Below are 24,877 nucleotides of genomic sequence, written 5' to 3'. Positions count from 1 at the left end.
GCTCAAGCCGCGGGCTGGTCCTCGGGCTCCAGCCCCGCCTGCTCACGCGCCAGATAGTGCTGGTCGATGTCAGGCAGCGGCTCGCCCCTGATGCTCGCCTCGAATGCCTGCAGGCGCTTGTGGACCGAAAGAAGCTCCACGATCGTCGACCAGGAATTCACAAGGAACTGGAAAGAGCCGGTCACCTGGGTGAAGGCGAAGCTGATCTGGTTGAACAGACCGAGCGTGATCGTTCCGGCGACGATGGATGGGCCCAGGATGAGCAGCGAGAAGATGCCGTTCGCCTGGATGTAGGTGTACCGGACGACGTTGAAATAGACGTAGTGGAAGTAGAGCCGGAAGTAGTTTTTCCGGACATTGTCGAACAACTCACGCACCTTGACGGGCTCCGCCCTCGTCGCATCATCCTCGCCATAGACGAGTTCCTTGCGGTAGGCGGCCTCGACGCGCTGGTTGCGGAATTGCAGCCCCGGCAGCTTATAACCGGCGATGACCAGCGCCACCGTCCCCAGCGCCGACCAGAAAAGCGCGGCAAAGACGAGCGGGTGCGGAATCGTGCCTACGAGCGGCATCTCGCCCACATTGGCCGAGAGCGCCACCAGGACAGGCATGAAGGCGATGAGCGTCATTATGGAATCGATGAAGGCGACGCCCAGCCCCTCCATGATCTGCGAGAAGCGCATCGTATCTTCCTGGACGCGCTGAGACGCTCCCTCGATCCCGCGCACACGGTCCCAATAGGACATGTAGAAATCGTTCATGGCGTTGCGCCAGCGGAATATCCAGTGGCTGACGAAGAAGGCGTTGAGCACCGCAACATTCATGCCGACCAGCGCAAGGCCCGCGAAGCTGCCGACCCGGCTGTAGAACTCGCCGGAGGACGTGGTCACCGTCTTGGACAGGATCCCCTGAACGTAGTCCCAGAAGGGGCCGTACCAGTTGTTGACGGCGACACTCACCTGCACCTGGAAATAGACGACAAAGATGATGAGGGCGGAACCCAGGATTGACCATCTCTGCCAGGGATGCGGCGAATACCAGCTCCAGAAGGCGTAAAAGAGCAGAACGGCGAGGGTGAAGTAGATGTAGAACCACAGGAACGGCGCCGACCAGAAGACCTCCACCCCGATAGGCGGCTGCTGTCCGGGCCCCAGCGGCGGCAGGCCGACCGCCGCACCGAGCTGAGCACCGCCGAAATACCAGAAGAAAACCGCCAGGAGGCTCCAGGCGATTGCGGACGTGAAGAAGAGCTTCGGCTGGGGAAAGAAGGATACGAACATGGGCGCCCTTGCGTGCGGCCTCGCCACGCGCTTGCGGGGGTTCGGGCCGGCATCTTACGCCGCTCTTTGCCACAGGAACACGGCAGCGAGCAATGCTGATGTGCCGGGACGAGACCGCCTTCCGGACGGAGGCCGGACGTGTTCCCGGGCCTGTTGGAAGTCCTTGGACCCGCATCAACTGGCATGACCGGCGGCAACGATCCGGCACTTGACGGAGGAGACAGGAGAGTGGACCTTCGAGCCCGTTCAGTCTGCCCCGGAACGAATCGCCGTTTTGCGAATTGTTGCGGGTGCAACGCCATCTTGGAGAGTCCCATGAAGAAGCTCATTGTTATGGTTCCGTTACTTCTCGCCGCCGCCGCCTGCACTCCCACCCAGCAGGGCGCGGCCATTGGCGGTCTCGGCGGCGCCGCGGTCGGCGCGGCCGTGGCGGGCAACGAGGTTGAAGGCGCGATCGTCGGCGGCGCGGTTGGCGCGATCGCCGGTGCCCTGGTCGGCCGCGCGGCCGAGGGAAGCAGCCAGTGCGTCTACCGCGACCAGTATGGCCGCCGCTACACCGCCGCCTGCCCCCGCGGCTACTGAGCGGATCTGAAAGAGGCAGCCATAACGGGCGCGCCTGGGACGGAAGGCTGAAGCTTCCCGCTTCAGCCTTTTTTCTTTTGTGGGCCTGCCATGGCTCGGCCATCCGCGGCCGCGTGTCTGCGGCGTGCGTTGATTGACTTTTGTCAATGCACATGAATAATGTCTAGCCGGAGGAGAACATGGCACTTCGTCCGGCAGATCAGATCGTGCACAAGGCCGCTTGGCTCTACTATACCCATGGGCTTCGGCAGGACGAGGTGGCGCGGCGCCTCAATATCTCGCGGGCTTCCGTAGCCCTTTACCTGCGCCGGGCCCGCGAGGCGGGCATCGTCACCATTTCCACATCGACAGACCTTTTCCGCAACGACATGATGGCGCGGCGCGTCGAGGACGCCTTCGGGCTCGATACCGTCTGGCTGGTGAGCGAGGACGGCCTTGCCCATGACCCGGCCGCGGAAATCCCGGCCCTGGCCGCGAGCGTTTTCCTCGAAATGGTGCGCAACGGGGACCGGGTCGGCGTGGCCTGGGGCCGCACCGTCTACGCAATTGCCGACGCGATGTCCTATGCGGACCGCCAGGGTGTCACCGTTGTGGAGCTATGCGGCAATCTCGGCTCGCCCTATTCGTACCGCCCGGACCAATGCACCATGGAGATCGCGCGGCGGCTCAATGCGAAAGGCCTCAATTTCTATGCGCCGCTTGTGCTGACTTCGGAGCGGCTGGCGCGGGAACTGCGGGAGGAGCCCGTGATCCACGAGCAGCTCGACGGGATCAGTTCCTGCGATCTGGCGCTCTTCACGGTCGGCACGCTGGACGAGGACAGCCATGTCGTCAAATGCGGCGCGCTGAGCCTGAAGGAACTTGCCAGGATCAAGCAGATGGGCGGCGTCGGCGTAATAGCGGGGCAGGTGATCGCCGCCGACGGCGCGCTTCTCGAATGCGATTACAACCGCCGCATGATCTCGGCCGACTTCGACGCCATCCGCGCCATCCCACGGCGACTGATGGTGGTGCAGGAAGATGAGAAATTCGAGCCGCTTCTGGCGGCGATCAACGGGCGCTTCTTCACCCATCTCGTGCTGACCGCGCGCATGGCGGAGCGCCTGCTCGAGCGGGCCAGCACCCTTGAACCCGAGCCCGCCCGGGCAACTGCATAACGGCCGTTCCGGCCAAGACCAAGCAGACAGGAAGACGATGCAGAATCTCTGGAACGACAGCGAAGCCGAAAAGCTCGTCAACGACTATGCCGCCAAAGGCGTTTCACGCGACCTGGCGCTAAGGGTCTACACGACCCGGCTTCTGGGCGGCGAGCCGCGGCTGGTGCTGCATGGGGGCGGCAATACCTCGCTCAAGACCAAAGCCACGGACATTCTCGGGCAGGAATGGGACGTGCTTTGCGTCAAGGGCAGCGGCTGGGACATGGCCGTGATCGAACCGGCCGGCCTGCCGGCTGTGAAGATGGAGGCACTGCTCGCTGCTCGGAAGCTGCCGTCGCTTTCCGATGAGGCGATGGTGGCAATGCAGCGGGCGAACCTGATCGATCCGTATGCGCCCAACCCCTCCATCGAAACGCTGCTGCACGCCTTTCTGCCGCACAAATTCGTCGACCACACCCACTCCACCGCCATCCTGGCGCTGGTCGATCAGAAGGAGAGCGAGGCGCTCTGCCGCGAGGTCTTCGGCAGGCGGCTGGGCTTCGTGCCCTATATCAAGCCGGGCTTCGATCTCGCCAAGGCGGCGGCCGACATCTACGACGCCGATCCCAGCGTTGACGGCCTCATCCTCGACAAGCACGGCATCTTCACTTTCGCGGAGGACGCGAAGAAGGCGTACGATCTCATGATCGAGTTCGTAACCCTGGCCGAGGAGTTCGTCGCGAAGAAGGGAAATCCCTTCAAGGCGGTCGCCCTCCCCGCTTCGCTGGCCAAGCCGCAGGAGATTGCACCCTACCTGCGCGGCGCGGTAGCGGTGGACCATGGCGAGGGCCGCTTCGACCGCATGATCTCGGACTTCCGCACCTCGCCGAAAATCCTCGACTATGTGAATGCCGAGACGGCGGAAGAATTGGCGAAGCGCGGCGTCTCGACGCCCGACCTTTCCATTCGCATCAAGACCGGGCCGATGGTTCTGCCGGCGCCCCAGGCAGGCAAGCTGGACGAATATGCGACCGTTATCCGCAACCAAGTCGCGGAGTTCTCGGCTCGGTATCGCAGGTACTTCGAGACGAATGATGCGCGCGATGACGTGAAGCGCACCATGCTCGATCCGATGCCGCGGCTGACCCTGGTGCGGGGCCTCGGCCTCTTTGGCCATGGCCGCAGCCTGAAGGAAGCAAAAATCGCCGCCGATGTGGGCGAGATGCTTATCGAGGCGGTGACGGGCGCCGAAGCCGTGGGCTCCTTCCACCCGCTTGCGCTCTCTGACCTGTTCGAGCTGGAATACTGGTCGCTGGAGCAGGCGAAGCTCGCTTCCAACAAGCCGAAGCCGCTTTCCGGCCAGGTGATGCTGGTCACTGGCGGGGCGGGCGCAATCGGCGCGGCGACGGCGAAGCTCTTCGCAAGCCAGGGCGCGCATGTGGTGGTGGTCGATGTCGACGCGGAGAAGGCCAAGGCCGCCGCCAAGGAGGCCGGCAACAACTCCACCGGTGTCGGCGCTGACGTGACCAACCCGGCGGATGTGCGCGCCGCGTTCGATAAGGCGGTGGAGACATTTGGCGGCGTCGACATCGTGATCCCCAATGCGGGAGCGGCCTGGCAGGGCCGCATCGGCGAGTTGGACGACGCAACATTGCGGAAAAGCTTTGAGCTAAACTTCTTTGCCCATCAGAGCGTCGCGCAGAATGCCGTCCGCATCTTCCAGATGCAGAAGACGGGCGGAGTGCTGCTCTTCAACACCTCCAAGCAGGCGGTCAATCCGGGGCCGAATTTTGGGGCCTACGGCCTGCCCAAAGCGGCGACCCTGTTCCTGTCGCGGCAATATGCCGTCGACTACGGCGCGCTCGGCATCCGTTCCAATGCAGTGAATGCAGATCGCATCCGCTCCGGGCTTTTGACCGACGAGATGATCGCCAGCCGCGCCAAGGCCCGCGGCCTTTCGGAGAAGGAATATATGGGGGGCAACCTGCTCGGCCTCGAAGTGCGCGCTGAGGATGTGGCGCAGGCCTTCCTGCACCAGGCCCTCGCGGAGCGGACCACCGCGGATGTGACCACGGTGGACGGTGGGAATATCGCGGCCGCGCTGAGGTAGCGAGGCTGCGTATCCGACCGTCATTCCGGCTCGCGGCTGCTCCGCTCCCTCAGCGGCGATGGTCTCGGACGGAAAAGAAAGGGCGGCTCGAGAGCCGCCCCTTTTCATTTCATGCTGGGCGTATCAGTCGCGCGGCGGGAGCGGCATCCAGGCGGGAACCGCAACATCGGCATGGGCGAACTGCGGCAGCTTCTGAGACAGCTCCTCCATATTCTTGATGTCCTCATCGTTGAGCTGCTGCTGCGTGATCAGGGTCGGCGGGACGATGACGCTCTTGCCGGGGTCTTCGCCGGCGAGCAGCATGGCGAGCGCGCGCACGGAAACCTCGCCCACCACGGCCGGGTTGGTGGCAGCGGTGGCCGCCCAGGCGCTGCCCGGCTCGCGCATGGCGGCAATGTCGGCGGTCGAGATGTCGGCGGAGTAAATCTTGATGCCGCTCGACAGGCCGGCCTCGTCAACGGCGATCTTCACCCCCTTCGCGAATTCATCATAGGGGGCGAAGACCACCTGGATGTCCGGGTTGGCCGAAAGCACCGAGCGGGCCTGGTTAGCGACGGAGTTGGCGATCGGGTTGTCGAGCGTGCCGAACTGCGCCACTTCCTCGATGCCCGGGTATTTCTCCTTGAACTGCCGCCAGGTCTCGTCGCGGCGGTCGAGCGGGGCGATGCCGGCAACGTAGACGTAGGCCGCCTTCCAGCTCTCGCCATTGTCCTTGATGGCCTGCTCCAGTGCGAGCCGCGCAAGATCGCGGTCTGACTGCTCGATCTGCGGGATGGCTTCGTTCTCGACATTCACGTCGAAGGCCACGACCTTGATGCCGGCGTCCACCGCGCGCTGGGCCGCCTCCTTCATGGATTCGGTCAGGCCATGCTGAATGACGATGCCGTCGACGCCGAGGGCGATCGCCTGGTCCACCATGTCGGCCTGGAGCGCGGCGTCCTGGCGGCTGTCAAAGACGCGCAGGTTCACCCCGAGCGCCTTGGCCTGGGCCTCGACGCCGGAAAGATAGGCCTGGAAGAAGTCGCCGGTCGAAAGATAGCGCACCAGCGCGATCTCGACTTCGCCCGGGTTGTCGAAAGGCGCCGGCTTTTCCTGCGCCGCCGCCATGGGCGCAAGGACACTCGTGCCCAACAGCGCAAGCCCCAGCTTGCCCAGAACTCTACGCGTAAAAATCATGCTCTCCTCCTGTTGATCGGATTCTTTTCCACTACCGGCCCTTGCGGCCGAGAAGCGAGAAGGTGAAGACAAGCGCGATGACGAGCACCGCCCCCTTGACGAAATCCTGCGTGTAGTAGGGCACGTTCATCATGGTGAGGCCCTGCAGCAGCACGCCCACGAATAGCGCCCCCACGGCCGTGCCGAAAGCATTTGGTTTTGCCGCGCCGAGCACCGCGAAACCGATCAATGCCGCGGCGACGGCGTCGAGCAGAAGATTATTCCCCGAGGCGATGTCACCGCGGCCCAGCCGGGCGGCAAGCAGGATACCGCCAATGGAGGCGAAGACGCCCGAGATGACATAGGCCCAGATCTTGTAGGCCCTCACCGGCGCGCCGGCGAACTCGGCGGCGCGGGCGTTCGAGCCGACCGCATACATCATGCGGCCGAAGCGCGTGTATTCGAGAAAGAACCAAATCAGGACGGCAAGCACGATCAGCACCACGACCGAAGCCGGCACCAGATCAGGGATGAAGAAATCGAAGCGGTGCCGGCCGAGCGCGAGGAAATTGGCGCTGAAAGTGCCGGCGGCGGTCGAGCCGTCCGGCATCGTCATGCCGGCGGCGATGGAGCGGCCCTCCGTCGGGATGCGCTGCAGGCCGATGAGCAGGAACATCATGCCGAGCGTGGCCAGAAGATCCGGCACGCGCATATAGCAGATGATGAGGCCGTTGATGAGGCCGACCAACGCGCCGATGGCGAGGCAAACCACAACGGCGACCAGCGCATTCTGCTCCATCACCACCATCACATAGGCCGCCGCCATCATGGCGCTGGTGGCGATGGATCCGATGGAAAGGTCGAAGCCGCCCACCACCATGGTGGCGGTGACGCCGAGCGCCAGAATGCCGGTGATGGAGACGGACTGAAGGATGAACACCGCGGCTTGCGGCGATGTGAAGCCTCGCGTCGCAAGCGAGAAGAAGACGATGAGCCCCACGAGCAGGACGAGAAACCCGTAGCGGATCGCAAGCTCGCGGGCGGAAAGGCGGCCCTGCACTGGGGCTTCCAGTTTCGCCGCGGTCTTTCCGGCCAGATCACCGTCCATCATTCACACTCTCTGCTTCCATGTGATCTACGTGGCGGCCTTTCCCACCCGCAACCGCAAGGCCGGGGCCAACGCCGCCCGCCACGTCAGCAAGAAGCCGCTCCATGTCAATCTCGGCAGTGCGGTGCTCGCCGACGATCGTATGCTCGGACATCACGAGAATGCGGTCGGCGGTCTCCAGCGCTTCGTCCAGTTCCGTGAGGAAGAGGAGGGTGGCGCGGTCGGCAGCGCTTTCCCGCAACTTGGCCGCGATGTCGTGCCGCGCGGCGATGTCGACGCCCTGGAACGGCTCGTCCAGAATGAGCATGCGCGAGGGCTGCGACAGCCAGCGCGCGACAGCGACCTTCTGTTGGTTGCCGCCCGACAGAGTGGAAAGGTCGTCCCGCTCGGAGCGGCAGACGATGCGCAAATTCCTGATCTGCTCGCGTGCTGTCGCCCGCTCCGCCCGCCGGCGCGCAACGCCAAGATGCGAAAAGCGCGGCAGGAAAGGCAGGCTCATGTTTTCGTAGAGGTTGAAGTCCGGCACGATGCCGGTGCGCGCACGATCCTTCGCGACAAGGAAAACGCCGCGCGCGATCGCCTCCGCGGGGCTCCCCGGCGCATAGGGGCTGCCGTCGAGCCGCATGGTTCCGGCAAGGGGGGCATGGATGCCGTAAAGCGTCTCGGCAAGCTGCGTCTTGCCCACGCCGACAAGGCCAGTGACGGCCACCACCTCGCCCGCGCCGAGCGAGAGCGCGAAGGGCCGGCTGCCCGGCGCGATCTGCAGGTCCTCGGCGAAGAAAACGGGCCGAGTGGCGGCCCGAGCGGCAACGCCGCTTTTCCCCAGGCTGCGGCCCAGCATCGCGTCCACCGCGCCCTCATAATCGAGCGGCTTCTGCTCGAACAAGCCGGCGATCTGCCCGTCGCGGAGGCTGACGATGCGGTCGGCGATCCGGCGGATGTCGGACATGCGGTGGGAAATGTAGAGGATGGCGACGCCGCGTGCGCGCAGGCGGTCAATCAGCTCGAAGAGGCGCGTCGCCTCGTTGGCCGACAGCGAGGAGGTGGGCTCGTCGAGGATCATGACCTTCGGCTCATGCGCCATGGCGCGGGCGATCGCCACCATCTGCCGGTCGGCAAGCGGCAGTTCGGTCACGTCGGCGGCAAGATCGAGGCGCAGGCCCATTCGGCTCGCCACCTCTTGAGCCTCCCGCCGAACCCGGCGCGGATTGAAGAAAACCCCGCGGCCGGCGCCGTTCAGCTGGTCGAGCACCAGATTGGTGGCGACGTCGAGCGCGCCCACCACACCGTCATCGATGTTCTGGTGCACGGTTACCACGCCGGCGCGCATTGCCTCGGCGGGAGAGGCGGGCAGGAAAGGATTCTCGCCCAGCATCATCACGCCGCGATCGGCCGCGTGGATGCCGCTCATGATCTTCACCAGGGTGGACTTGCCGGCGCCGTTGGCGCCCATGAGGACGGTGACCTCGCCGGCCCTCAATTCAAGCGAGATGCCGCGCAGGACCTCGTTCGGCCCAAACGACTTTCGCAACCCCGCAATGCGGAAGATGGCGCCCTCTGCCATGAATTCCTCCCCTCATGACGCTAGCAGGAGCCGAGCATTTGTCAACACCATTGAAAAATGACAAGCCGCTTGATAGCCTAGCGCGGGAAGGTCGAGGAGGATGGAGGAAGCAATGCACGGGAGCACGTTCCAAGCCCTGACCGTCGAGACCTTGCCGCAGAGGCTTGGGCCCGTTGCCGCGGTTGCGGAACGCGTGGGCGGGCAGCCATCCGCCTGGAAAGTGCGCGAGGTGGGCGATGGAAACCTCAACCTGGTCTTCATCGTGGAGGGGGAGAAAGCAGCGGTCGTCGTGAAGCAGGCGCTTCCCTATGTGCGGCTCGTCGGCGACAGCTGGCCGCTGCCGCTCAAGCGCTCCTTCTTCGAATATCATGCGCTGACGAGGCAGGAGAAGCGCGCGCCGGGCTCGGTGCCCGCCATCTATCATTTCGACGAAAGCCAGGCGCTGATCGCGATGGAGTATCTCTCGCCGCACATCATCCTGCGGCGGGCGCTGATCCAAGGCCGGCAACTGCCGAGGATCGCCGAAGACCTCGGCCTGTTCATGGCGCGCACGCTCTTCCGCGGCTCCGACCTTCACATGCCCACACGCGAGCGGAAGGCGGACCTGGCGCTCTTCGCGGACAATACCGAGCTCTGCGACATCACGGAAAACCTGGTCTTCACCGACCCCTATTTCGCCGCGCCCATGAACCGGCATACGCCGGAGCTCGATCCGCTGGTGGCGGAGCTGCGCGCGGACCGCAACCTCAAGGTGGAGGCGCAGAAGCTGAAGCACCTCTTCGCCGCCAAAGCCGAGACGCTGGTGCATGGCGACCTGCACACGGGTTCGGTGATGGTGACCGACGGCGATACACGCGTCATCGACCCCGAGTTCGCCTTTTACGGGCCGATCGCCTTCGATGTGGGCATGCTGCTCGCCAACTATTGGATGGCCTTCTTCTCCCAGCGTGGACACGAGGAGCAGGGTTCCCGCGAGGCGATGCGCGCCTATCTGTTGCAGGTGATCGAGGAGACCTGGGCGGTATTCCGGGCGGAATTCGCCCGCCTCTGGCGCACGGAGCGCACGGGCATGCTGTATCACCGCAGCCTTTATGAGGACCAGGGCGACACACTCGGCGCCGAGCAGGCGCTTTCCCATCTCATCCATGAGGTCTGGACGGACATGCTGGGCTTTGCCGGGGTGGAGATCCACCGGCGCATCCTGGGCCTTGCCCACAATGCCGATTTCGAAACCATCGAGGACACAGGCTCGAGGGCATCCTGCGAGGGAGCCGCGCTGAAATTCGGGCGGCATATCGCCGTGAACCGCCGGCATATCCACTCGCTCGCGGAGATCAACCACCTGGCGCAGTCGCTCGACAAGGGCCTTTGAGCCCCCGCAAGGAGAAGAAGAATGAAGGTCGCAGGCAAGCACTACCGCACCATCTGGGTCAACGAGGACGGCTGGTCGGTGGACGTCATCGACCAGCGCTGGCTGCCGCATGACTTCCGCGTGGAGAATATCCGCACGGTGGAAGGCATCGCCACCGCCATACGCGACATGTGGGTGCGCGGCGCGCCGTTGATAGGCGTGACGGCGGCCTATGGCGTGGCCATCCGCATGCGGGAAGATCCATCCGACGCCGCGCTCGATGCGGTGTGGAAAGACCTGCACGCCACGCGCCCCACCGCGATCAATCTGCGCTGGGCACTGGATGCTATGCGTGAGACGCTTCGCCCCCTGCCCGAAGGCGAGCGTGCGGCTGCGGCTTATGCCCGCGCGGCGGAGATCGCCGACGAGGACGTGGAGCTGAATCGCGCGATCGGCGGGCATGGGCTGGAGATCATCAAGGAGATCGCGCGCCGCAAGAAACCAGGCGAGCCGGTCAACATCCTCACCCACTGCAATGCCGGGTGGCTTGCGACGGTGGATTACGGCACCGCCACCTCGCCCATCTATCTGGCCACAGAGGAAAAGATCCCCGTCCATGTCTATGTGGACGAAACGCGGCCGCGCAACCAGGGCGCCCATCTCACCTCCTGGGAGATGGCGGGACACGGCGTGCCGCACACGCTGATCGTCGACAATGCCGGCGGACATCTCATGCAGCACGGCATGGTGGACATGGTGATCGTCGGCACCGACCGCACCACCGCCAATGGTGACGTCTGCAACAAGATCGGCACCTATCTGAAGGCGCTCGCCGCAAAGGACAACGGCGTGCCCTTCTACGTCGCCCTGCCCTCGCCGACGATCGATTGGACGGTGCGCGACGGCGTGAAGGAAATCCCCATCGAGGAACGCTCGGCCGACGAAGTCTCGCTCGTCTGGGGCCGGACGAAGGACGGGCAGATCACGCAGGTGCGGATTTCGCCCGATGCGACACCCGCCGCCAACCCAGCCTTCGACGTGACGCCGGCAAGACTCGTGACCGGGCTCATCACGGAGCGGGGGATTGCGGAGGCTTCGGCAGAGGGTCTGCTTGAGCTCTTTCCAGAGAGAGCGAAGGCGGCGGCGTAATTTGTTCCGTCACCTGGAAGCCGCAGCGCGGCTTCCAGGTGACGGAGAAGTCACATCACGGCGCCGATCTGCCAGGGCACGAACTCGTTGTCGCCATAACCCAGCAGTTCGGACTTGCTGCGCTTGCCGGAAGCGACGGCCAGCACCTCGTCGAAGATCTCGCGGCCCTTCTCCTGCAGCGATACGCCTTCCAGGATATCGCCGCAGTTGATGTCCATGTCCTCGATCATACGCTCGTAGATTTGCGTGTTCGTGGCGAGCTTTATGGAGGGGGTAGGCTTGCAGCCATAGGCCGAGCCTCGGCCCGTGGTGAAGCAGAGCACGTTGCAGCCGCCCGCGACCTGGCCGGTGGCAGAGACCGGATCATAGCCCGGCGTGTCCATGAAGACGAAGCCCTTCTCCGTGATCGGCTCGGCATATTCATAGACGGCGGTTAGCGGCGTTGAGCCGCCCTTTGCAGCAGCGCCGAGGGATTTTTCCAGGATGGTGGTGAGGCCGCCCGCCTTGTTGCCCGGCGAGGGGTTGTTGTTCATCTCGCCCCTGTTGCGCTCGGTATATTCCTCCCACCAGCGGATGCGCTCGACCAGCTTCTCGCCGACCGCGCGATCGATGGCCCGGCGTGTCAGAAGATGTTCGGCGCCGTAGATCTCCGGCGTCTCGGAAAGCACCGCCGTGCCGCCGTTCTGCACCAGTATGTCGGCGGCGACACCAAGCGCCGGATTGGCCGTGATGCCGGAATAGCCATCGGAGCCGCCGCATTGCAGGGCGAGCTTAATCTCCGATGCGGGTACCGTCTCACGCTTAGCGGAGGCTACAGCCGGGAGCATATCCTTGACCACCTCGATGCCCGCCTCGATGGCGCGCCGGGTGCCGCCGGAATCCTGAATGGTGAAGGAGCGAAAAGCATCGCCCTCCTCGATCCCGTAGAGTTCCTTCAGCCGAGCGATCTGGAAGACCTCGCAGCCGAGGCCCACCATCAGCACGCCGCCGAGATTGGGGTTTGCCGCATAGCCCCATTGCGTGCGCTTCAGGATGTCAAAACCCTCGCCCTTTCCCGCCATGCCGCAGCCGGTGCCGTGGGTGAAGGCCACCACGCCGTCGACATCCGGGTAGTCGTCGAGCAGGCCGGACCGGTTTGCCGCCTCGGCGATGAAGCGGGCAACGGAGGCCGAGCAGTTCACGCTGGTCAGGATGCCGATATAGTTGCGCGTACCGACCCGGCCATTGGAGCGGCGATAGCCCTCAAAGGTCGCCTGCTCCTCGGGCGGAAGCACGTTCACGGGGCGGGCATCCTCGCAAAAGCGGTAGTCGCGCTCGAAATCGCGCATTTCCAGATTGTGCTCGTGGACCCATTCGCCCGGCGCGATCGGCACCTTCGCAAAGCCGATGATCTGGCCAAATTTTCGGATCGCCTCGCCGGGAGCGACCGGCTGAAGCGCCACCTTGTGCCCGAAGGGGATGCGCTTTGCGGTGATCACCGAGCCGGCGAGCGGAGTGCCGGGGTCGAGCGTACGCACGGCGACGGCGACATTGTCCTCATCGGACAGGCGAAGAAAGGGCGGACGCCCGGACAGGTCGTTCATGGTTTTCCTCAAGCAGAGCCGTCACAAGGCGGCTCGAACACCGGTCCTGATTTAAGACTGCGGCGCGGGGAAGTCCACGGCATTGTCAAGTTGTTTTACCTGGAGAGCCCTAGGCGCCTTCCGGGAGCCGTCTGCCTTCGCTGTCGAACGCATGCAGATGCTGCGGGTCGAAGAACAAGGAGATGGTCTCGCCCACCGCGATTCTCCTCTGACCGGCCAAGGCTGCAATGATGCGGTGCCCGGCAGCCTCCGCATGTACGATCGTTTCCGGGCCCAGCGCCTCCACCAGCGTGACGGCGGCCGGGATGCCCGCCCCCACTGCATCCAGGCCGATATGGTGAGGCCTTATGCCTACCATTACCGGCTCGCCTGCCGGTCTCACAGAAATAGGAAGTGTGAGCCTGTGGCCGCCATCGAGCTCGACCTCCGCCGAATTTCCTTCACCAACGACGAAACGCCCCTCGAGAAAATTCATGTGCGGCGCGCCGATGAAGCCCGCCACAAAACGGTTGGCGGGACGGTTGTAGAGGTCGAGTGGAGTGCCGATCTGCTCGACACGACCGTCACGCAGGACCACGATCCGGTCCGCAAGTGTCATCGCCTCGGTCTGATCGTGGGTGACGTAGATCATCGTCGCTTCGAGCCGCTTGTGGAGCGCGGCGAGCTCGGCGCGCATAGTAACGCGGAGCTCGGCGTCGAGATTGGAGAGCGGCTCGTCGAGGAGAAAAATGCCTGGACGGCGCACCATCGCACGGCCGATGGCGACACGCTGCCTCTGGCCTCCGGAAAGCTGGCGCGGCGTGCGGTGCAGGAGCTCCTCGATGCGCAGCATCCGCGCGATCTCGCCGACGCGGGCATCGATCTCCGCCCTCGGCGTACTGGTGTTCTCCAGCCCGAAGGACAGGTTCTGGCGCACGCTCATATGCGGGTAGAGCGCGTAGGATTGGAAGACCATGGCAAGCCCCCGGTCGGCGGCGGCAACATTGTTCACCACCTTCCCATCGAGCACCACCTCGCCTGAGGTGACCTTTTCCAGGCCGGCAATGATGCGCAGCAGGGTCGACTTTCCGCAGCCGGACGGCCCGACGAAGACCACGAACTCCCGGTCCATCACCTCCAGATCGATGTCGTGCAGCACGTCCACCCTGCCGAAGGACTTGCTCACATTCTTCAGTTCGAGATGGCTCATGCGACGCCTTACTTGATGCCGGTGGAAGCGATGCCGGTGGTGATGAAGCGCTGCAGGAACGCGAAGATCACTACGACCGGCAGCATGCTCACCACGGTCATGGCGAGCACGTACTGCCATTGCACATTGAGCTCGCCCTGGAAGGAGTTGAGGCCCACCTGGATTGTGTAGAGCTCGCGGTCCGACAGCACGATGAGCGGCCACAGGAAGTCGTTCCATCGCCACATGACGGAGAATATGGCGAGCACGGCGATGGCCGGCATGGCGAGGGGGAGGACGATCCGCCAGTAGATCTTCCACTCGGACGCATTGTCCATCCGCGCCGCCTCCAGGAGCTCGTCGGGAATCGTGAGCATATACTGCCGGAGCAGGAACACGCCCGTGGGCGTGGCGACGGTCGGGAGGACGACGCCCCACAGGCTGTTGAAGAGGTTGAGGCCGTTTATGACGGAGAAGAGCGGAATGATGATGACGGAGAGCGGCACCATCAGCGTGGCCAAAATGACGGCGAGCACCGCGGCGCGGCCCTTGAACTCGTATTTGGAGAGCGCGAAGGCGGCCATGGAATTGACGATCAGGGTGATGATGGTAGCCACCACCGTCACGAAGACAGAGTTGTAGAAGAAGCGCAGGAAATTCAGCCGCTCGAAGGGCTCGGTATAGTTCTCGGTAGCAAGCTGCAGCTCCCGTACCGGCTCGCGCGCCTGCAGCGGCACGCGGACGGTCTCTTCCGGGTGTTCGGGATCGGCCATCTGGGCCATGGTGCCGATGCGACGCACCTGCACCATCAGCCGCTCCTCGCCGTCTTCCGTGGTGACGCGGTAGAGGGGCAGAGGCTCGTCGTGCCCTTCCACCTCGACCATGCGCGTCTCGTAAGGAAGAAGCGTCGGCGGGAATTCGGAGAGCGCCGCCCGCGTCTTGAAGGAAGACAGCCCGAGCCAGATCACCGGACCGAACATCAGGATCAAACCGCTGACCAGCCAGATCCAGGCAAGCACGTCGGTGAAATGCCAGGAAGCTCCGCCGCGCCGGCGTGTGAGGAACGATCCGATGCTCACCGCTTCTCCCTCCTCTCCCGCCAGGCGGTGGCGGAAAGCTGGATCAGCGTCAGCACGACGAGAACCAGCGCCATCAGGATGGAAGCGGCGGAGGCGAGACCGAGATTGCGCACCTGCTGGGCAAGGCCGGTCTCGTAAATATACTGGACGAGGAAGAGCGTCGCGCTGCCGGGACCGCCGCCGGTCAGGACAAAAACCTCATCGAAGACCTGCACGGCGCGGATGAGCGCAAGCAGGATGACGACGACGAGGCTTGGCCAGAGCAGAGGCAGGGTGATGCGCGCGAGCACCCGCGAGCGGGGCGTGCCGTCCATCTCCGCCGCCTCGTAGAGATCGGCGGGAATGGCCTGCAGGCCGGCGAGCAGGATCAGCGTATAGAAGCCGAGATGCGCCCAGATGGAAAGGAAGATGGCCCAGAACATCGCCCAGTTGCGGTCGACGAGCCATAGCACGGGCTCGACGCCGACTTGCGCCAGCGCGGCATTGAGCAGGCCGTTGCGCTGGAGGATCCATTTCCAGATCAGCGCCACCACGACCGGCGAAAGCAGGACCGGGAAGAAGAATACGGCGCGCCAGAAGCCGCGCGCGCGCATCTCGCGGTTGAGCACCAATGCGGTGATGAGCGAAACCAGTACAAGCAGCACCACCTGGACGATCACGAAAAAGGCGGTGTTTCCGGCAGCGCGCCAGAAACGGTCCTCGCGGCAGCTTGCCGGATCGAGGTAGGTGCGGCAATCGAGGAGCGTTTCGTACTGCTCCGTGCCGACGAAGACGCGGCTCTCGAGGAACAGGGCTCCCCCTCCTGTGAAGGAGTAGAGCACGTTCAGGAACATCGGGAAGAGAACGAAGACGCCGAAGATCAGCATGTTCGGCGCCAGCATGGCGGCGACCACACCGCCTGTGCCGAGGCGGCGCTGAACCCAGCTCATCGGCAGGTCGATGAGGCCCATCGCCCAGCGCAGGGGCGCGAGGAGAATGCCGGCGATGCGGGACGAGACGGCAGCCTCGGAGCTGCTTTCGACCGTCATGGCTGTCCTTCGCCCGGTCGACGGAGTCGCCAGCCGCAGCGAAGAACCGCTAGCGGCGATCGCCTACACAGGAAAGGGAGCACCCCTTCGCGCCCCCCTCTGGGCTGCCGCCGATCTCCCCCGCAAAGGGGGAGATTACGCCGGCGGCGGGCATGCCGCCGCTCTTGCGAGGCTGCCGAGAAGCGAAACCGTTTGCGTCGGCCGATCTCCCCCTTTGCGGGGGAGATGCCCGGCAGGGCAGAGGCGGGCAACGCAGGGCGGGACAGCTGCCGAAATCGCAAGATCTTACTCGCCTGCAGGTACTTAGCGCTTCGCCTCGGCGACCTGCTGGTCGATATCCTCCTGGATGCGCTGATAGGCATCCTCCAGGGACATCTCGCCCGCGACCACCTGACCGAGCCGGGTGATGATGGCGGCATAGCTGACATTCGCCCACTGCCACGCGGGTAGACGGTTGGCGAGCGGCGCCAAGTTTCCGACCTCCTTCACGAAGGTGTCGAGCGACTCCTTCACGCTTGGATTGTCGGACTGATAGTCAAGGCCGGCTTTCGTCAGGCCCACATGGCCGGGAAGGAACAGCGTGCGCTCGTAGAATTCCTTGAGCACCGGCTCGCTCGCGAGCCAGTCCATGAGGCGCGCGACCTGTTCCGGATGCTGCGTGTATTTGATGCCAACCACCCCTGCGCCCCCGGGCAGGCCCGTGCAGGCCTCCGGGCCGCATGGGTTGGGCACGGCTGCCCAATCGAAGGCGTCGCCGATCGTCTCGGCGAACTGGCTGATCTGCCAGGAGCCCGAGAAATACATCACCACTTCGGCATTGGCGAATTCCTCGTTGGCGCCGCGATAGGTGGCGCCGGAGACCCCGCCCCAAATTTCGGGCGACATGGTGCCGTCCTCGTGCCAGCGTGCGACGCGCTCGGCCATCGCCTTGAAACCGTCGTCGATGACGGCGGGAGCACCATTCTCGCCGATGAATTTCGCGCCCATGGAGACCGCAGGGCCGGCAAAACGGTGGCCGGAACGGTCCATGGCGAGCGGGATCGGGACCTGCTGGCTCTCGGCCACTTTTTTCACGGCAGCAGCCCAGTCGTCCCAAGTGGCGCCTTCACCCGGGAGTTCCACGCCCGCCTGCTCGAACAGGGTGCGGTTGACGAACGGGCCGGTGACCGTGAGCTGGGTCATGTAGCCAGGGATAATGTCGCTGCCTTCAGGCCGCATCCAATCCAGATACGGGCCGAAATTCTGCTCCCAATAGGAGGCGTCCTGGACGAGATCGCGCAGATCGAGCCAATGGGCGGCGTGATCCTTGAGCGTCGTCACGCGTGCCAGATCCGGTCCCTGGCCGGCCTCGAGCTGCGTCGGAAGCTGGTCGCGGACGACGGCATAGGCGACATTGTCGAGCACAACCTTGATGTCAGGATTTTCCTGCTGGAACCGGTCCAGCAGATCGGCCATCACCTCGCCTTCATTGCCGTCGGAATACCACATGAAACGGAGTTCCACCGGCTCCTGCGCATAAGCGACGCTGCTTATGGAAATGCCGGCGGCAAGCGCGGCCAGTATCATGGTCTTCCTGGACATCAACTATCCTCCCTTTGTTGCAATACCGTCGGAACAGACGCCGCTCCTCGCGACATCGCCGAAATCCGCTACACGCCCATCCTGCTCCCGTCAGCATAGCCGAGCCCGCCTGCTTTCAGAAGACGGGCCTCGCCTTCTATCGACCAGAGCCGAGGATCGAGGATGCGACCTTCGGCGCGAATCAAGCCGCTAGCCTCGCAGGTAACCGGCCCATAATCCGGATCATTGATGACAATCATATCACCCCCCGTTTCCGCTTTCATTGCGGAGAAGCGGGCCAGAAATGCAGCAAGGCTCCCTTCCGTTCCAACATCGGAAAGCCGGACCAGCCAGCAGCCCTTGCGTCCGGGAAGCCGCACTTCAATCCCCGCGGTCGGGCCGGCCATAACTTGCTCGAAATCGGCGTTGCCCACCATGAGCAGCAATGCCTCACCGCTTTGAGCCGCTATGACCCTGCCATTCACCTCGATAGCGTCGAAGGCCTGCTGCGGGAGCCAGGCATGGGTGAAATCCGGCTGGCCTTCGTGGATGTCGAAATCGAGAAGCGCCAGCGCGCGGTATTGGTGCACTCTTGGCAAGGCTCCGCAGCCGCCCCAATAGGAGGGGCGGCCATAGCCGAACTGGATGACTTCGCCCGGATGATTGATCCAGACCTGCGCCTCCGGCACCTGCCCGAGGCGGAGATGGAGAACGGTTTCTTGATACCCCCATGCGCCCGGTCGATAGGCTGCCACGGAGCCGATCGCATAGTGCCGCGTCTTGTAGTGATAGAGCTTCGCCATGTGGTTCTCGCCCTGGGCGAAGCACCATTCCTGCGCCTCCGGGCCATCAAAGGCAGCAACAGCAGCAAGGTCCTCGGGCACCGCCAGCCCGTGGTCGCGAATGCAGACGGCAATGAGCGGAAGTGCATGGAAGCGCCGTCCAAACCAGCCGTGGCTCCAGAGCAGCCTTGCAATGCCGGAAAGCTCCAGCGATCGGCTGGGGATCAGGCTATGCTCATAGGAGCGGCCCTGCGATGCCGTGACCAAGCCGTGATGGCAAGAACGCGCGACAATCCGCAGGAGGGCGAGCATCGCCGCCCCCGCGCGGCGGCGGACATCCGCGTCCGGAGCCAAGGCGTGAAGCGCCGCCAATCCTTTGAAGTCGATCGGGAAATAGGGCGCGGAGTTCCACTCCGCCATGCTCCATCTCTCGAAGTGATCGAGCCAGGCCCGCACGCGCGCGAGGTTGATCTCCGCCTGCTCCCGGCCGCTCCTGCCGGAGCGGCGGAACACCGCGTCGGGAAACAAATGCCCGGCGAGATACCCTGCCGTATGGAAGAGAAGCGCGTGGTTTTCGCTGAAGTACCACTGGACGTCGTTGCCGGGCTCATCCAGCCAATAGCGGTAGCCGAGAATGGCTCGGTCGATGCGGTCGCGCAAGGAAGCGCCGATCGCGCCCCCCCAGGCGATGCGTGCCCACAAAAGCGGCACCAGCATGAAATCGGAACAGTCGTGGCAGTCCTCGATAGACGGAAGGGCGGCGGCGATCATGCGGTCCGTTTCGTCGCCGCCCTGTCCAGCCGCCAGCCGAGCAAAGGCCCGCACCGTGTCGCTCTCGGATTGTTCGGCGACATGGCGGATCGCCTCTTCAATCCGCTCGGCCAAGGAAGGGGGCGGCGCGCCCTGCCGGTCGGCATCACAGATCTCGACGGCCAGCGTGCGAGAGACGGCAAAGTCGCCACATCTCAACGTGAAGCGATAATGGCGGAAGTCGGAAGGAAGCTCCTCCACCCGTCCAAGCACGAGACGATCCGCGCCGCGAGGAAGCGTGAGGACAAGCCTGAGGGGCTCGGGCGAGAGAAAGTCGTCGTTGATCTCGAGTTCCACCCGCAGATCTTCCGGCGCGGGTTGCGGCAGGGCAAGCGCCACTTCTTCGGAGAAATAGGACGGACGCTCGAAATGCATTCCCTCCGCGATGCGCTCCAGCGCCTGCGCGATCTCTGAACGGATAGGAACCGGTAGAGCTATCTCCGCGGCAGGACCGGAAATGTAGTCAAGTTGGAAATAGAAACGGGCATCGCGCTCGGCCAGATCATCGAAATAGACCCGGATGCGGTTTGCCCCCTCGCAAAGCTCGATTTGGAATTCCTCCCGGGTCTCCAGATTGCGCTTATAGGCGGCCAGGAAGCCCGCTTCGGCGTCATTCACGAACAAGATGGCGCCGCCGCAGGTCGCAAGGCTAAGCCGCGCCGGGCCTGCGGCCTCCGCCTCTATGACGGTCTCTGCCCAGGCGGCGAGATGGGTCGCCCGGAACCAGAAGCCGGAAAGGTCCACGCGGTCCGAACCGAAGGGCAGCCACCAGCGCGAGGTGGAGAATTCTGCAACCGGCCGCGGGCGCCGACCGCGGTGCTGGCGCGCAAATTCGGTCCGGCAGGGATATTCATGGGGAATGAAGTTCTTGTGGGAGGCAAGGAAGAATTGCGCATCCATTCGGCCTTGCATCGGCCGGTCTTCGACATCATAGCGTCGCTCCACCGTATCGGAGATCCGCCAATAGCGAATGGATCCGCCGGCAGGGATGTTTACGCGCAGGTCGCCGGAACATGACGTCATTGCCTGCCCCTCCCCGGCATCTCCGCTGCGCATCCGCCTAGGCTTTTTGCGGGGTGTCGAGGGAGGCGATCAGTTTCGGCAGTTGCCGCATGTCGTCGAAAACCAGGTCCGGATCGAGCGCCGAGACCGCCTCGCGTAATGCGCAGCGCGGCGCGTGCGAGCCGCCGACAAAGGCGAGGACGCGCATGCCCGCCCGCTTGGCCGCCTCGATGCCGGCGGTGCTGTCCTCGATGACTACGCAGCCGGAAGGCGCGACCCCCATTGTCCGTGCCGCGTGGAGAAAAAGATCCGGCGCAGGCTTTCCGTTCTTGACCATTGTCGAGCTGAAAATGCGCGGCTCCAGCTTTTCCAAGAGGCCGGTGACCGAAAGCGAGAGGCGGATGCGCTCCGGCTGGCTGGATGAGGCCACACAGCAGGGGACACCGATATTGTCGATCGCCCAGCCGACATTCGAAATGGGTTTGAGTTCCCGCCGGAAGCGCTCGTAGAGCCGCGCGCGCATCTCGGCGAGATGCTCGTCGGTGACGGCCAGACCGAACTCCTCCTGCACAGTGCCGATGATGGACGCCATCGAACGCCCGAGGAAACGCCGATAGGCCGTTTCTTCATCGATGGAAACCCCCGCCTCCCCAATCACTTCGAGGAGCACGCCGATGGAAATGGGCTCGCTGTCGACCAGCACGCCGTCACAATCGAAAATAACAAGATCAGGCATATACGGTGGCCTTCGGAACAGAATCGCCCACATAGCGCTGCAGCGTGCGTTCCGTGCCATCTCGCCAAAGCATATTCAACGCCTCTCCGAAGCTTTTTCGAAACGGCTCGCAGAGGCCGAGATCGCCGAAGATATCCGTCAAGGCGAGCCAGGCGGCGGGCTCGCTCCTTGCGGTTTCAGCCGCCGCCTGCAGCCTGTGCCAGTTGGGGTCGTTGGGCGCGATGGGGACGCCGCTCTCGGTCGTGCCGAAGCAATACCGGCACCAGAGCGCCACCTCCAGGGCAAGCCCGGTGGCGTCGAGACCTTTTTCCAGCCGGTCGGATATGGTGGGCAGGATGAATTTCGGCAGCTTGTTGGAGCCGTCGTAACAGAGGCGCTGAGCCGTGTCGGCAATCTTCGGGTTTGCGAACCGTTCTTCGACGCGGCGGAAATAGCTTAGAAGGTCCGTGCCTGGGACAGGCGGCACGACAGGAATGATCTCATCCTGTTCGACCTTGCGCAGAAATGCGTGGAGGAGCGGATTAGCCATCGCCTCGTGGACAAAGCGGACATCGAGCAGCGCGGCGGCATAGGCGAGCAGCGAATGCCCGCCATTGAGGATGCGGATCTTCATGGTCTCGAACGGCGCCACGTCCTGCACGAACTCGACGCCGACTTGTTCGAGCGCCGGACGTCCCGCAGGAAAATTGTCCTCCAGCACCCATTGGCGATAGCTTTCGCAGAAGACCGGCCAGCCGTCGACGATGCCGAATTCCTCCTCCAAAGCGCGCCTTTCGCGATCGCCCGTGGCAGGCGTAATCCGGTCGACCATGCTGTTCGGAAAGGCAACGCTCTCCTCGATCCAGGCGGCAAATGCCGGATCGGAGAGCCGGGCAAGTCCGACGACCGCGTCGCGCGTCACGCTTCCATTGTGCCGGAGGTTGTCGCAGGACATGACGGTGAAAGGAGCAGTCCCTTCGGCGCGCCGGCGCTTGAGCCCGGCGATGATGAGGCCGAACACCGTCCTTGGGCTTTCCGGATCGGCTCCGTCGGCAACGATCTCCGGATGGCCGGGATCGAACCGGCCCGAGGCCGGATCGAGGAAGTAGCCGCCTTCCGTGATGGTCATCGAGACGACGCGGATCGCCGGATCGGCCAGCGCCCCCACGATTGCGGCGATGTCGCCCGGCGGAAGGAAGCCGATCATCGAGCCTGTGATGCGCGCCGAACTGCGATCCGCCTCCTGCTCGACGACTGTGGTCAAAAAATCCTGATCCGCCAGGCGCCGCCGCATCTGTTCGTCCGCCTCCCGCACGCCGGCACCAAGAATGGCCCAATCGAGGTCGCGGCCGCCATTGAAGAGGTCGTCGATATAGAGCGCCTGATGCGCGCGGTGAAAATTGCCGACACCGAAATGCAGGATCCCCGGCCTTAACCCGGCACGGTCATAGCGGGGCACAGCCGCACGGCCGAAAATCAAGGAAAGACTCGCAGTCGAGAGCCGCACGCTTGTCTTTGCCCTATCCAATGTTCCACTCGCGCTTCCGGATGCGTCGCGGAAGATTGACGTATATTCCGATGGACGGCAATCGGTCAGCGCGTTGGCGAATCGTGCGCCTCCTCAAGCATCTGCCAGTTGAACTCAACGCCGGTGCCCGGCGCATCCGGCGCGACGGCACAACCGCCTTCGCGCATAAGCGGACGCTTGGTGTAGCGGTCGATCGGAAAGCTGTGCACCTCGACCCAGCCGGCATTCGGCTGCGCCGCGACGAGGCTCACATGCAGTTCCTGCATGCCGTGGCTGCAGATGGGGATGTCCGGAAAGAGCCGCGCTGCCCGTAACCAGCCGGTGATGCCGCCGCAGTTCGAGGCGTCCGGCTGGATGTAGGACAGCGCGGAATGCTCGCGCGCATGTTCGAATTCATGGATGATGTGCAGGTTCTCGCCCATGGCGAGCGGCATGCCGGTGGCCGCCGCGATCCTGCCATAACCGGCATAGTCGTCGGGGATGGTCGGCTCCTCGAACCAGAGCAGGTCGAAATCGCTAAATGCTTTCGCCGCCTCAATCGCCTGTTCCACCGTCAACGCATAGTTCGCGTCGACCATGAAGGTGGCGTCGGGCCCGATCCGCTCGCGCACGGCCGCAACGCGGCGGACATCGTCCGCAAGCGCCGGCCGCCCGACCTTGATCTTCACGGCATCGAAGCCTTGCTCGAGATAGCGCCCGACGCTCTCGACGAGCTTCTCAAGCGAGAAGTTGAGGTCGACCCCGCCGCGATAGCAGCGCGCGTTCTTCCCCGCGCCGCCGGCCATCTGCCACAGCGGCCTGCCCTCGCGCCTGCCCTTCAGGTCCCAGAGCGCGATGTCCACGGCGGAGATGGCGAAGGAGGCGATCCCCCCTCGCCCGACATAGTGCAGGTGCCACTGCATCTCGTCATAGATCTCGCCGATCTCGCTCGCATCCCGCCCCAGCAGGAAAGGCGCGAGATCGTGCTCCACCATCGCAAGGATCGCATGTCCGCCTCTGCCGCCCGTATAGGTATAGCCGGTGCCCTCGGAACCGTCCGCAAGCCGGATCGTGACGGTCACCAGCTCGAAGTGCGTGTGGTCGCCATGCTTGGCGTCCGACAGCACCTCGTCCAGCGGAACGCGGAAGAGTCGGGCGGAGACATCGCGGATCTTGAGTTGCGGGAACAAGTTCGGGCCTTTCAGATCAGGAGGTTTTGCTGCGGACGCCTAGGCTCTGCACGCGCGCCTGGAGGAGGATGACGAGAAGCAGGAGCCCGCCGCGGATGACGGATTGCCAGTAGGCGCTGAGGCTGATCGTGCCGCGGCCGTTCTCGAAATTGAGGATGTTGAACACGAGGCCGAAGAGCAGCGCGCCGGCGACCGTGGCCGGGATCGAGCCGAGCCCGCCGGTGAGCAGCGTTCCGCCGACCACCACGGAAGCGATGGCTGCCAGTTCCCACCCGACGCCTTCCAGCGGCTGGCCGGCGCCATAGCCGGAAGCGAGGAAGACGCCCGCAAGCCCGGCGCAGGCGCCGCTGAAGAGATAAACGAAGGCGATGGCGCGCCCGGTCTTCAAGCCCATCAGATGCGCAGCATCCGGGCTGCCGCCGACGGCCAGAACCGTGCGGCCCAGCGAGGTTTTCTCCAGAACGATCCACGCGGCGACGACGACGATGGCGGTCACAAGGATCGTCCACGGCAGGATACCGAAAGCACTGCTCATCCCGAGCGTGGTGAAATTGCTTTCCCAGGAGACGGAGACCGTCTGCTTGCCGGAAAGCACCAGCGCGCAACCCTTGGCCGCGAGCATCGTGGCAAGTGTGGCCATGAAGGGCGGCACCCGCATCACGAGGATGATGAAGGCATTCACCGCGCCGAAGGCCATGCCGGCGAGAATGCCGCCGGGCAGCGCCACCCACAGGCCGTGGGGGCTGAGGAGCGCCGCGACTACGCTGGCGAACGCCGCGACCGAGCCCACGGAGAGGTCGATCCCGCCGGTCATGATGACGAAGCACATGCCGACCGAGATCAGGATGAACATGGAGTTGTAGTTGAGGAAGGAGCCGATGTTATAGGTGCTGCCGAAATTGTCGTAGCGCAGGAGGCCGAACAGAATGAGGCAGAGAAGCGCGATCCACACGGTGATGGTGCTGGAGCGGCCGAGCTGGCGCGTATAGGTGCGGAGGTCGAATGCGTCGCCCAGCAT

At 64.2% G+C, this 24,877-nt stretch carries 19 protein-coding genes; 5 read left to right on the top strand and 14 right to left on the bottom strand.

Annotated features, from left to right (window positions below):
• Positions 1–2: 2 nt before the first annotated feature.
• The gene (gene sbmA / locus RIN79_RS05330) at positions 3–1,280 is read right to left on the bottom strand and encodes a peptide antibiotic transporter SbmA (protein ID WP_309083592.1); all 1,278 of its coding nucleotides are present in this window, start codon (positions 1,278–1,280) and stop codon (positions 3–5) included.
• Positions 1,281–1,595: 315 nt separating this feature from the next.
• Here sbmA and RIN79_RS05325 point away from each other — a divergent pair, with 315 nt between their 5' ends.
• The 3 genes from RIN79_RS05325 to RIN79_RS05315 all read left to right on the top strand — a co-directional run bounded on the left by RIN79_RS05325 (position 1,596) and on the right by RIN79_RS05315 (position 5,108).
• A complete protein-coding gene (locus RIN79_RS05325; RefSeq protein ID WP_309083591.1) occupies positions 1,596–1,862 on the top strand; it encodes a YMGG-like glycine zipper-containing protein in 267 nt (88 codons plus the stop codon).
• A gap of 179 nt (positions 1,863–2,041) precedes the next feature.
• Entirely contained in the window at positions 2,042–3,019 is a 978-nt protein-coding gene (locus RIN79_RS05320; protein ID WP_309083590.1) for a sugar-binding transcriptional regulator, read from the top strand.
• A gap of 37 nt (positions 3,020–3,056) precedes the next feature.
• Complete coding sequence (locus RIN79_RS05315; protein ID WP_309083589.1) at positions 3,057–5,108, top strand: bifunctional aldolase/short-chain dehydrogenase; 2,052 nt, start codon at positions 3,057–3,059, stop codon at positions 5,106–5,108.
• 123 nt (positions 5,109–5,231) lie between these two features.
• Here the strand turns inward: RIN79_RS05315 and RIN79_RS05310 are convergent, their stop codons facing one another.
• Genes RIN79_RS05310 through RIN79_RS05300 form a run of 3 tightly spaced genes read right to left on the bottom strand, consistent with a single transcriptional unit; the run spans position 5,232 to position 8,935 of the window.
• Positions 5,232–6,284 carry a substrate-binding domain-containing protein gene (locus RIN79_RS05310; protein WP_309083588.1) on the bottom strand — a complete coding sequence of 351 codons (1,053 nt, stop codon included), beginning with the start codon at positions 6,282–6,284 and terminating at the stop codon, positions 5,232–5,234.
• Between the two features lie 31 nt (positions 6,285–6,315).
• Positions 6,316–7,371, bottom strand: a complete 1,056-nt coding sequence (locus tag RIN79_RS05305) for an ABC transporter permease (protein ID WP_309083761.1) — start codon at positions 7,369–7,371, stop codon at positions 6,316–6,318.
• Positions 7,361–8,935, bottom strand: coding sequence for a sugar ABC transporter ATP-binding protein (locus tag RIN79_RS05300; RefSeq protein WP_309083587.1), 1,575 nt, complete (start codon positions 8,933–8,935; stop codon positions 7,361–7,363). The genes RIN79_RS05305 and RIN79_RS05300 overlap by 11 nt, the downstream gene beginning before the upstream one ends.
• A 112-nt stretch (positions 8,936–9,047) precedes the next feature.
• Here RIN79_RS05300 and mtnK point away from each other — a divergent pair, with 112 nt between their 5' ends.
• The gene (gene mtnK, locus RIN79_RS05295) at positions 9,048–10,307 is read left to right on the top strand and encodes an S-methyl-5-thioribose kinase (protein WP_309083586.1); all 1,260 of its coding nucleotides are present in this window, start codon (positions 9,048–9,050) and stop codon (positions 10,305–10,307) included.
• Positions 10,308–10,328: 21 nt separating this feature from the next.
• Positions 10,329–11,435, top strand: coding sequence for an S-methyl-5-thioribose-1-phosphate isomerase (gene mtnA, locus RIN79_RS05290; protein WP_309083585.1), 1,107 nt, complete (start codon positions 10,329–10,331; stop codon positions 11,433–11,435).
• A gap of 50 nt (positions 11,436–11,485) precedes the next feature.
• Here mtnA and RIN79_RS05285 read toward each other — a convergent pair whose 3' ends face one another.
• The 10 genes from RIN79_RS05285 to RIN79_RS05240 form a co-directional block, all read right to left on the bottom strand.
• Positions 11,486–13,018: an altronate dehydratase family protein gene (locus RIN79_RS05285; protein ID WP_309083584.1), complete on the bottom strand. Its 1,533-nt coding sequence runs from the start codon at positions 13,016–13,018 to the stop codon at positions 11,486–11,488.
• Positions 13,019–13,127: 109 nt separating this feature from the next.
• Entirely contained in the window at positions 13,128–14,207 is a 1,080-nt protein-coding gene (locus RIN79_RS05280) for a sn-glycerol-3-phosphate ABC transporter ATP-binding protein UgpC (RefSeq protein ID WP_309083583.1), read from the bottom strand.
• An 8-nt stretch (positions 14,208–14,215) separates the two neighbouring features.
• Positions 14,216–15,265, bottom strand: coding sequence for a carbohydrate ABC transporter permease (locus RIN79_RS05275; protein WP_309083582.1), 1,050 nt, complete (start codon positions 15,263–15,265; stop codon positions 14,216–14,218).
• Positions 15,262–16,293: a sugar ABC transporter permease gene (locus tag RIN79_RS05270; RefSeq protein ID WP_309083581.1), complete on the bottom strand. Its 1,032-nt coding sequence runs from the start codon at positions 16,291–16,293 to the stop codon at positions 15,262–15,264. Before RIN79_RS05270 ends, RIN79_RS05275 begins: the two co-directional genes overlap by 4 nt.
• A 303-nt stretch (positions 16,294–16,596) precedes the next feature.
• Positions 16,597–17,874: an ABC transporter substrate-binding protein gene (locus RIN79_RS05265; RefSeq protein ID WP_309083580.1), complete on the bottom strand. Its 1,278-nt coding sequence runs from the start codon at positions 17,872–17,874 to the stop codon at positions 16,597–16,599.
• Positions 17,875–17,942: 68 nt separating this feature from the next.
• Positions 17,943–20,468, bottom strand: coding sequence for a hypothetical protein (locus RIN79_RS05260; protein ID WP_309083579.1), 2,526 nt, complete (start codon positions 20,466–20,468; stop codon positions 17,943–17,945).
• 37 nt (positions 20,469–20,505) lie between these two features.
• On the bottom strand, positions 20,506–21,183 hold the full coding sequence (locus RIN79_RS05255) for an HAD family hydrolase (RefSeq protein ID WP_309083578.1): 678 nt from the start codon (positions 21,181–21,183) through the stop codon (positions 20,506–20,508).
• Positions 21,176–22,642 carry a mannitol dehydrogenase family protein gene (locus tag RIN79_RS05250; RefSeq protein WP_309083577.1) on the bottom strand — a complete coding sequence of 489 codons (1,467 nt, stop codon included), beginning with the start codon at positions 22,640–22,642 and terminating at the stop codon, positions 21,176–21,178. The genes RIN79_RS05255 and RIN79_RS05250 overlap by 8 nt, the downstream gene beginning before the upstream one ends.
• Before the next feature lie 113 nt (positions 22,643–22,755).
• Positions 22,756–23,859, bottom strand: coding sequence for a mandelate racemase/muconate lactonizing enzyme family protein (locus RIN79_RS05245; RefSeq protein ID WP_309083576.1), 1,104 nt, complete (start codon positions 23,857–23,859; stop codon positions 22,756–22,758).
• Between the two features lie 16 nt (positions 23,860–23,875).
• On the bottom strand, positions 23,876–24,877 hold the full coding sequence (locus tag RIN79_RS05240) for an ABC transporter permease (protein ID WP_309083575.1): 1,002 nt from the start codon (positions 24,875–24,877) through the stop codon (positions 23,876–23,878).

This window comes from Chelativorans sp., assembly GCF_031180965.1.
In the GTDB taxonomy this organism is placed as follows: Bacteria; Pseudomonadota; Alphaproteobacteria; order Rhizobiales; family Rhizobiaceae; genus Chelativorans.
The sequence above is the reverse complement of the archived record's forward strand: the minus strand, read 5'-3'. Positions and strand labels throughout refer to the sequence as shown.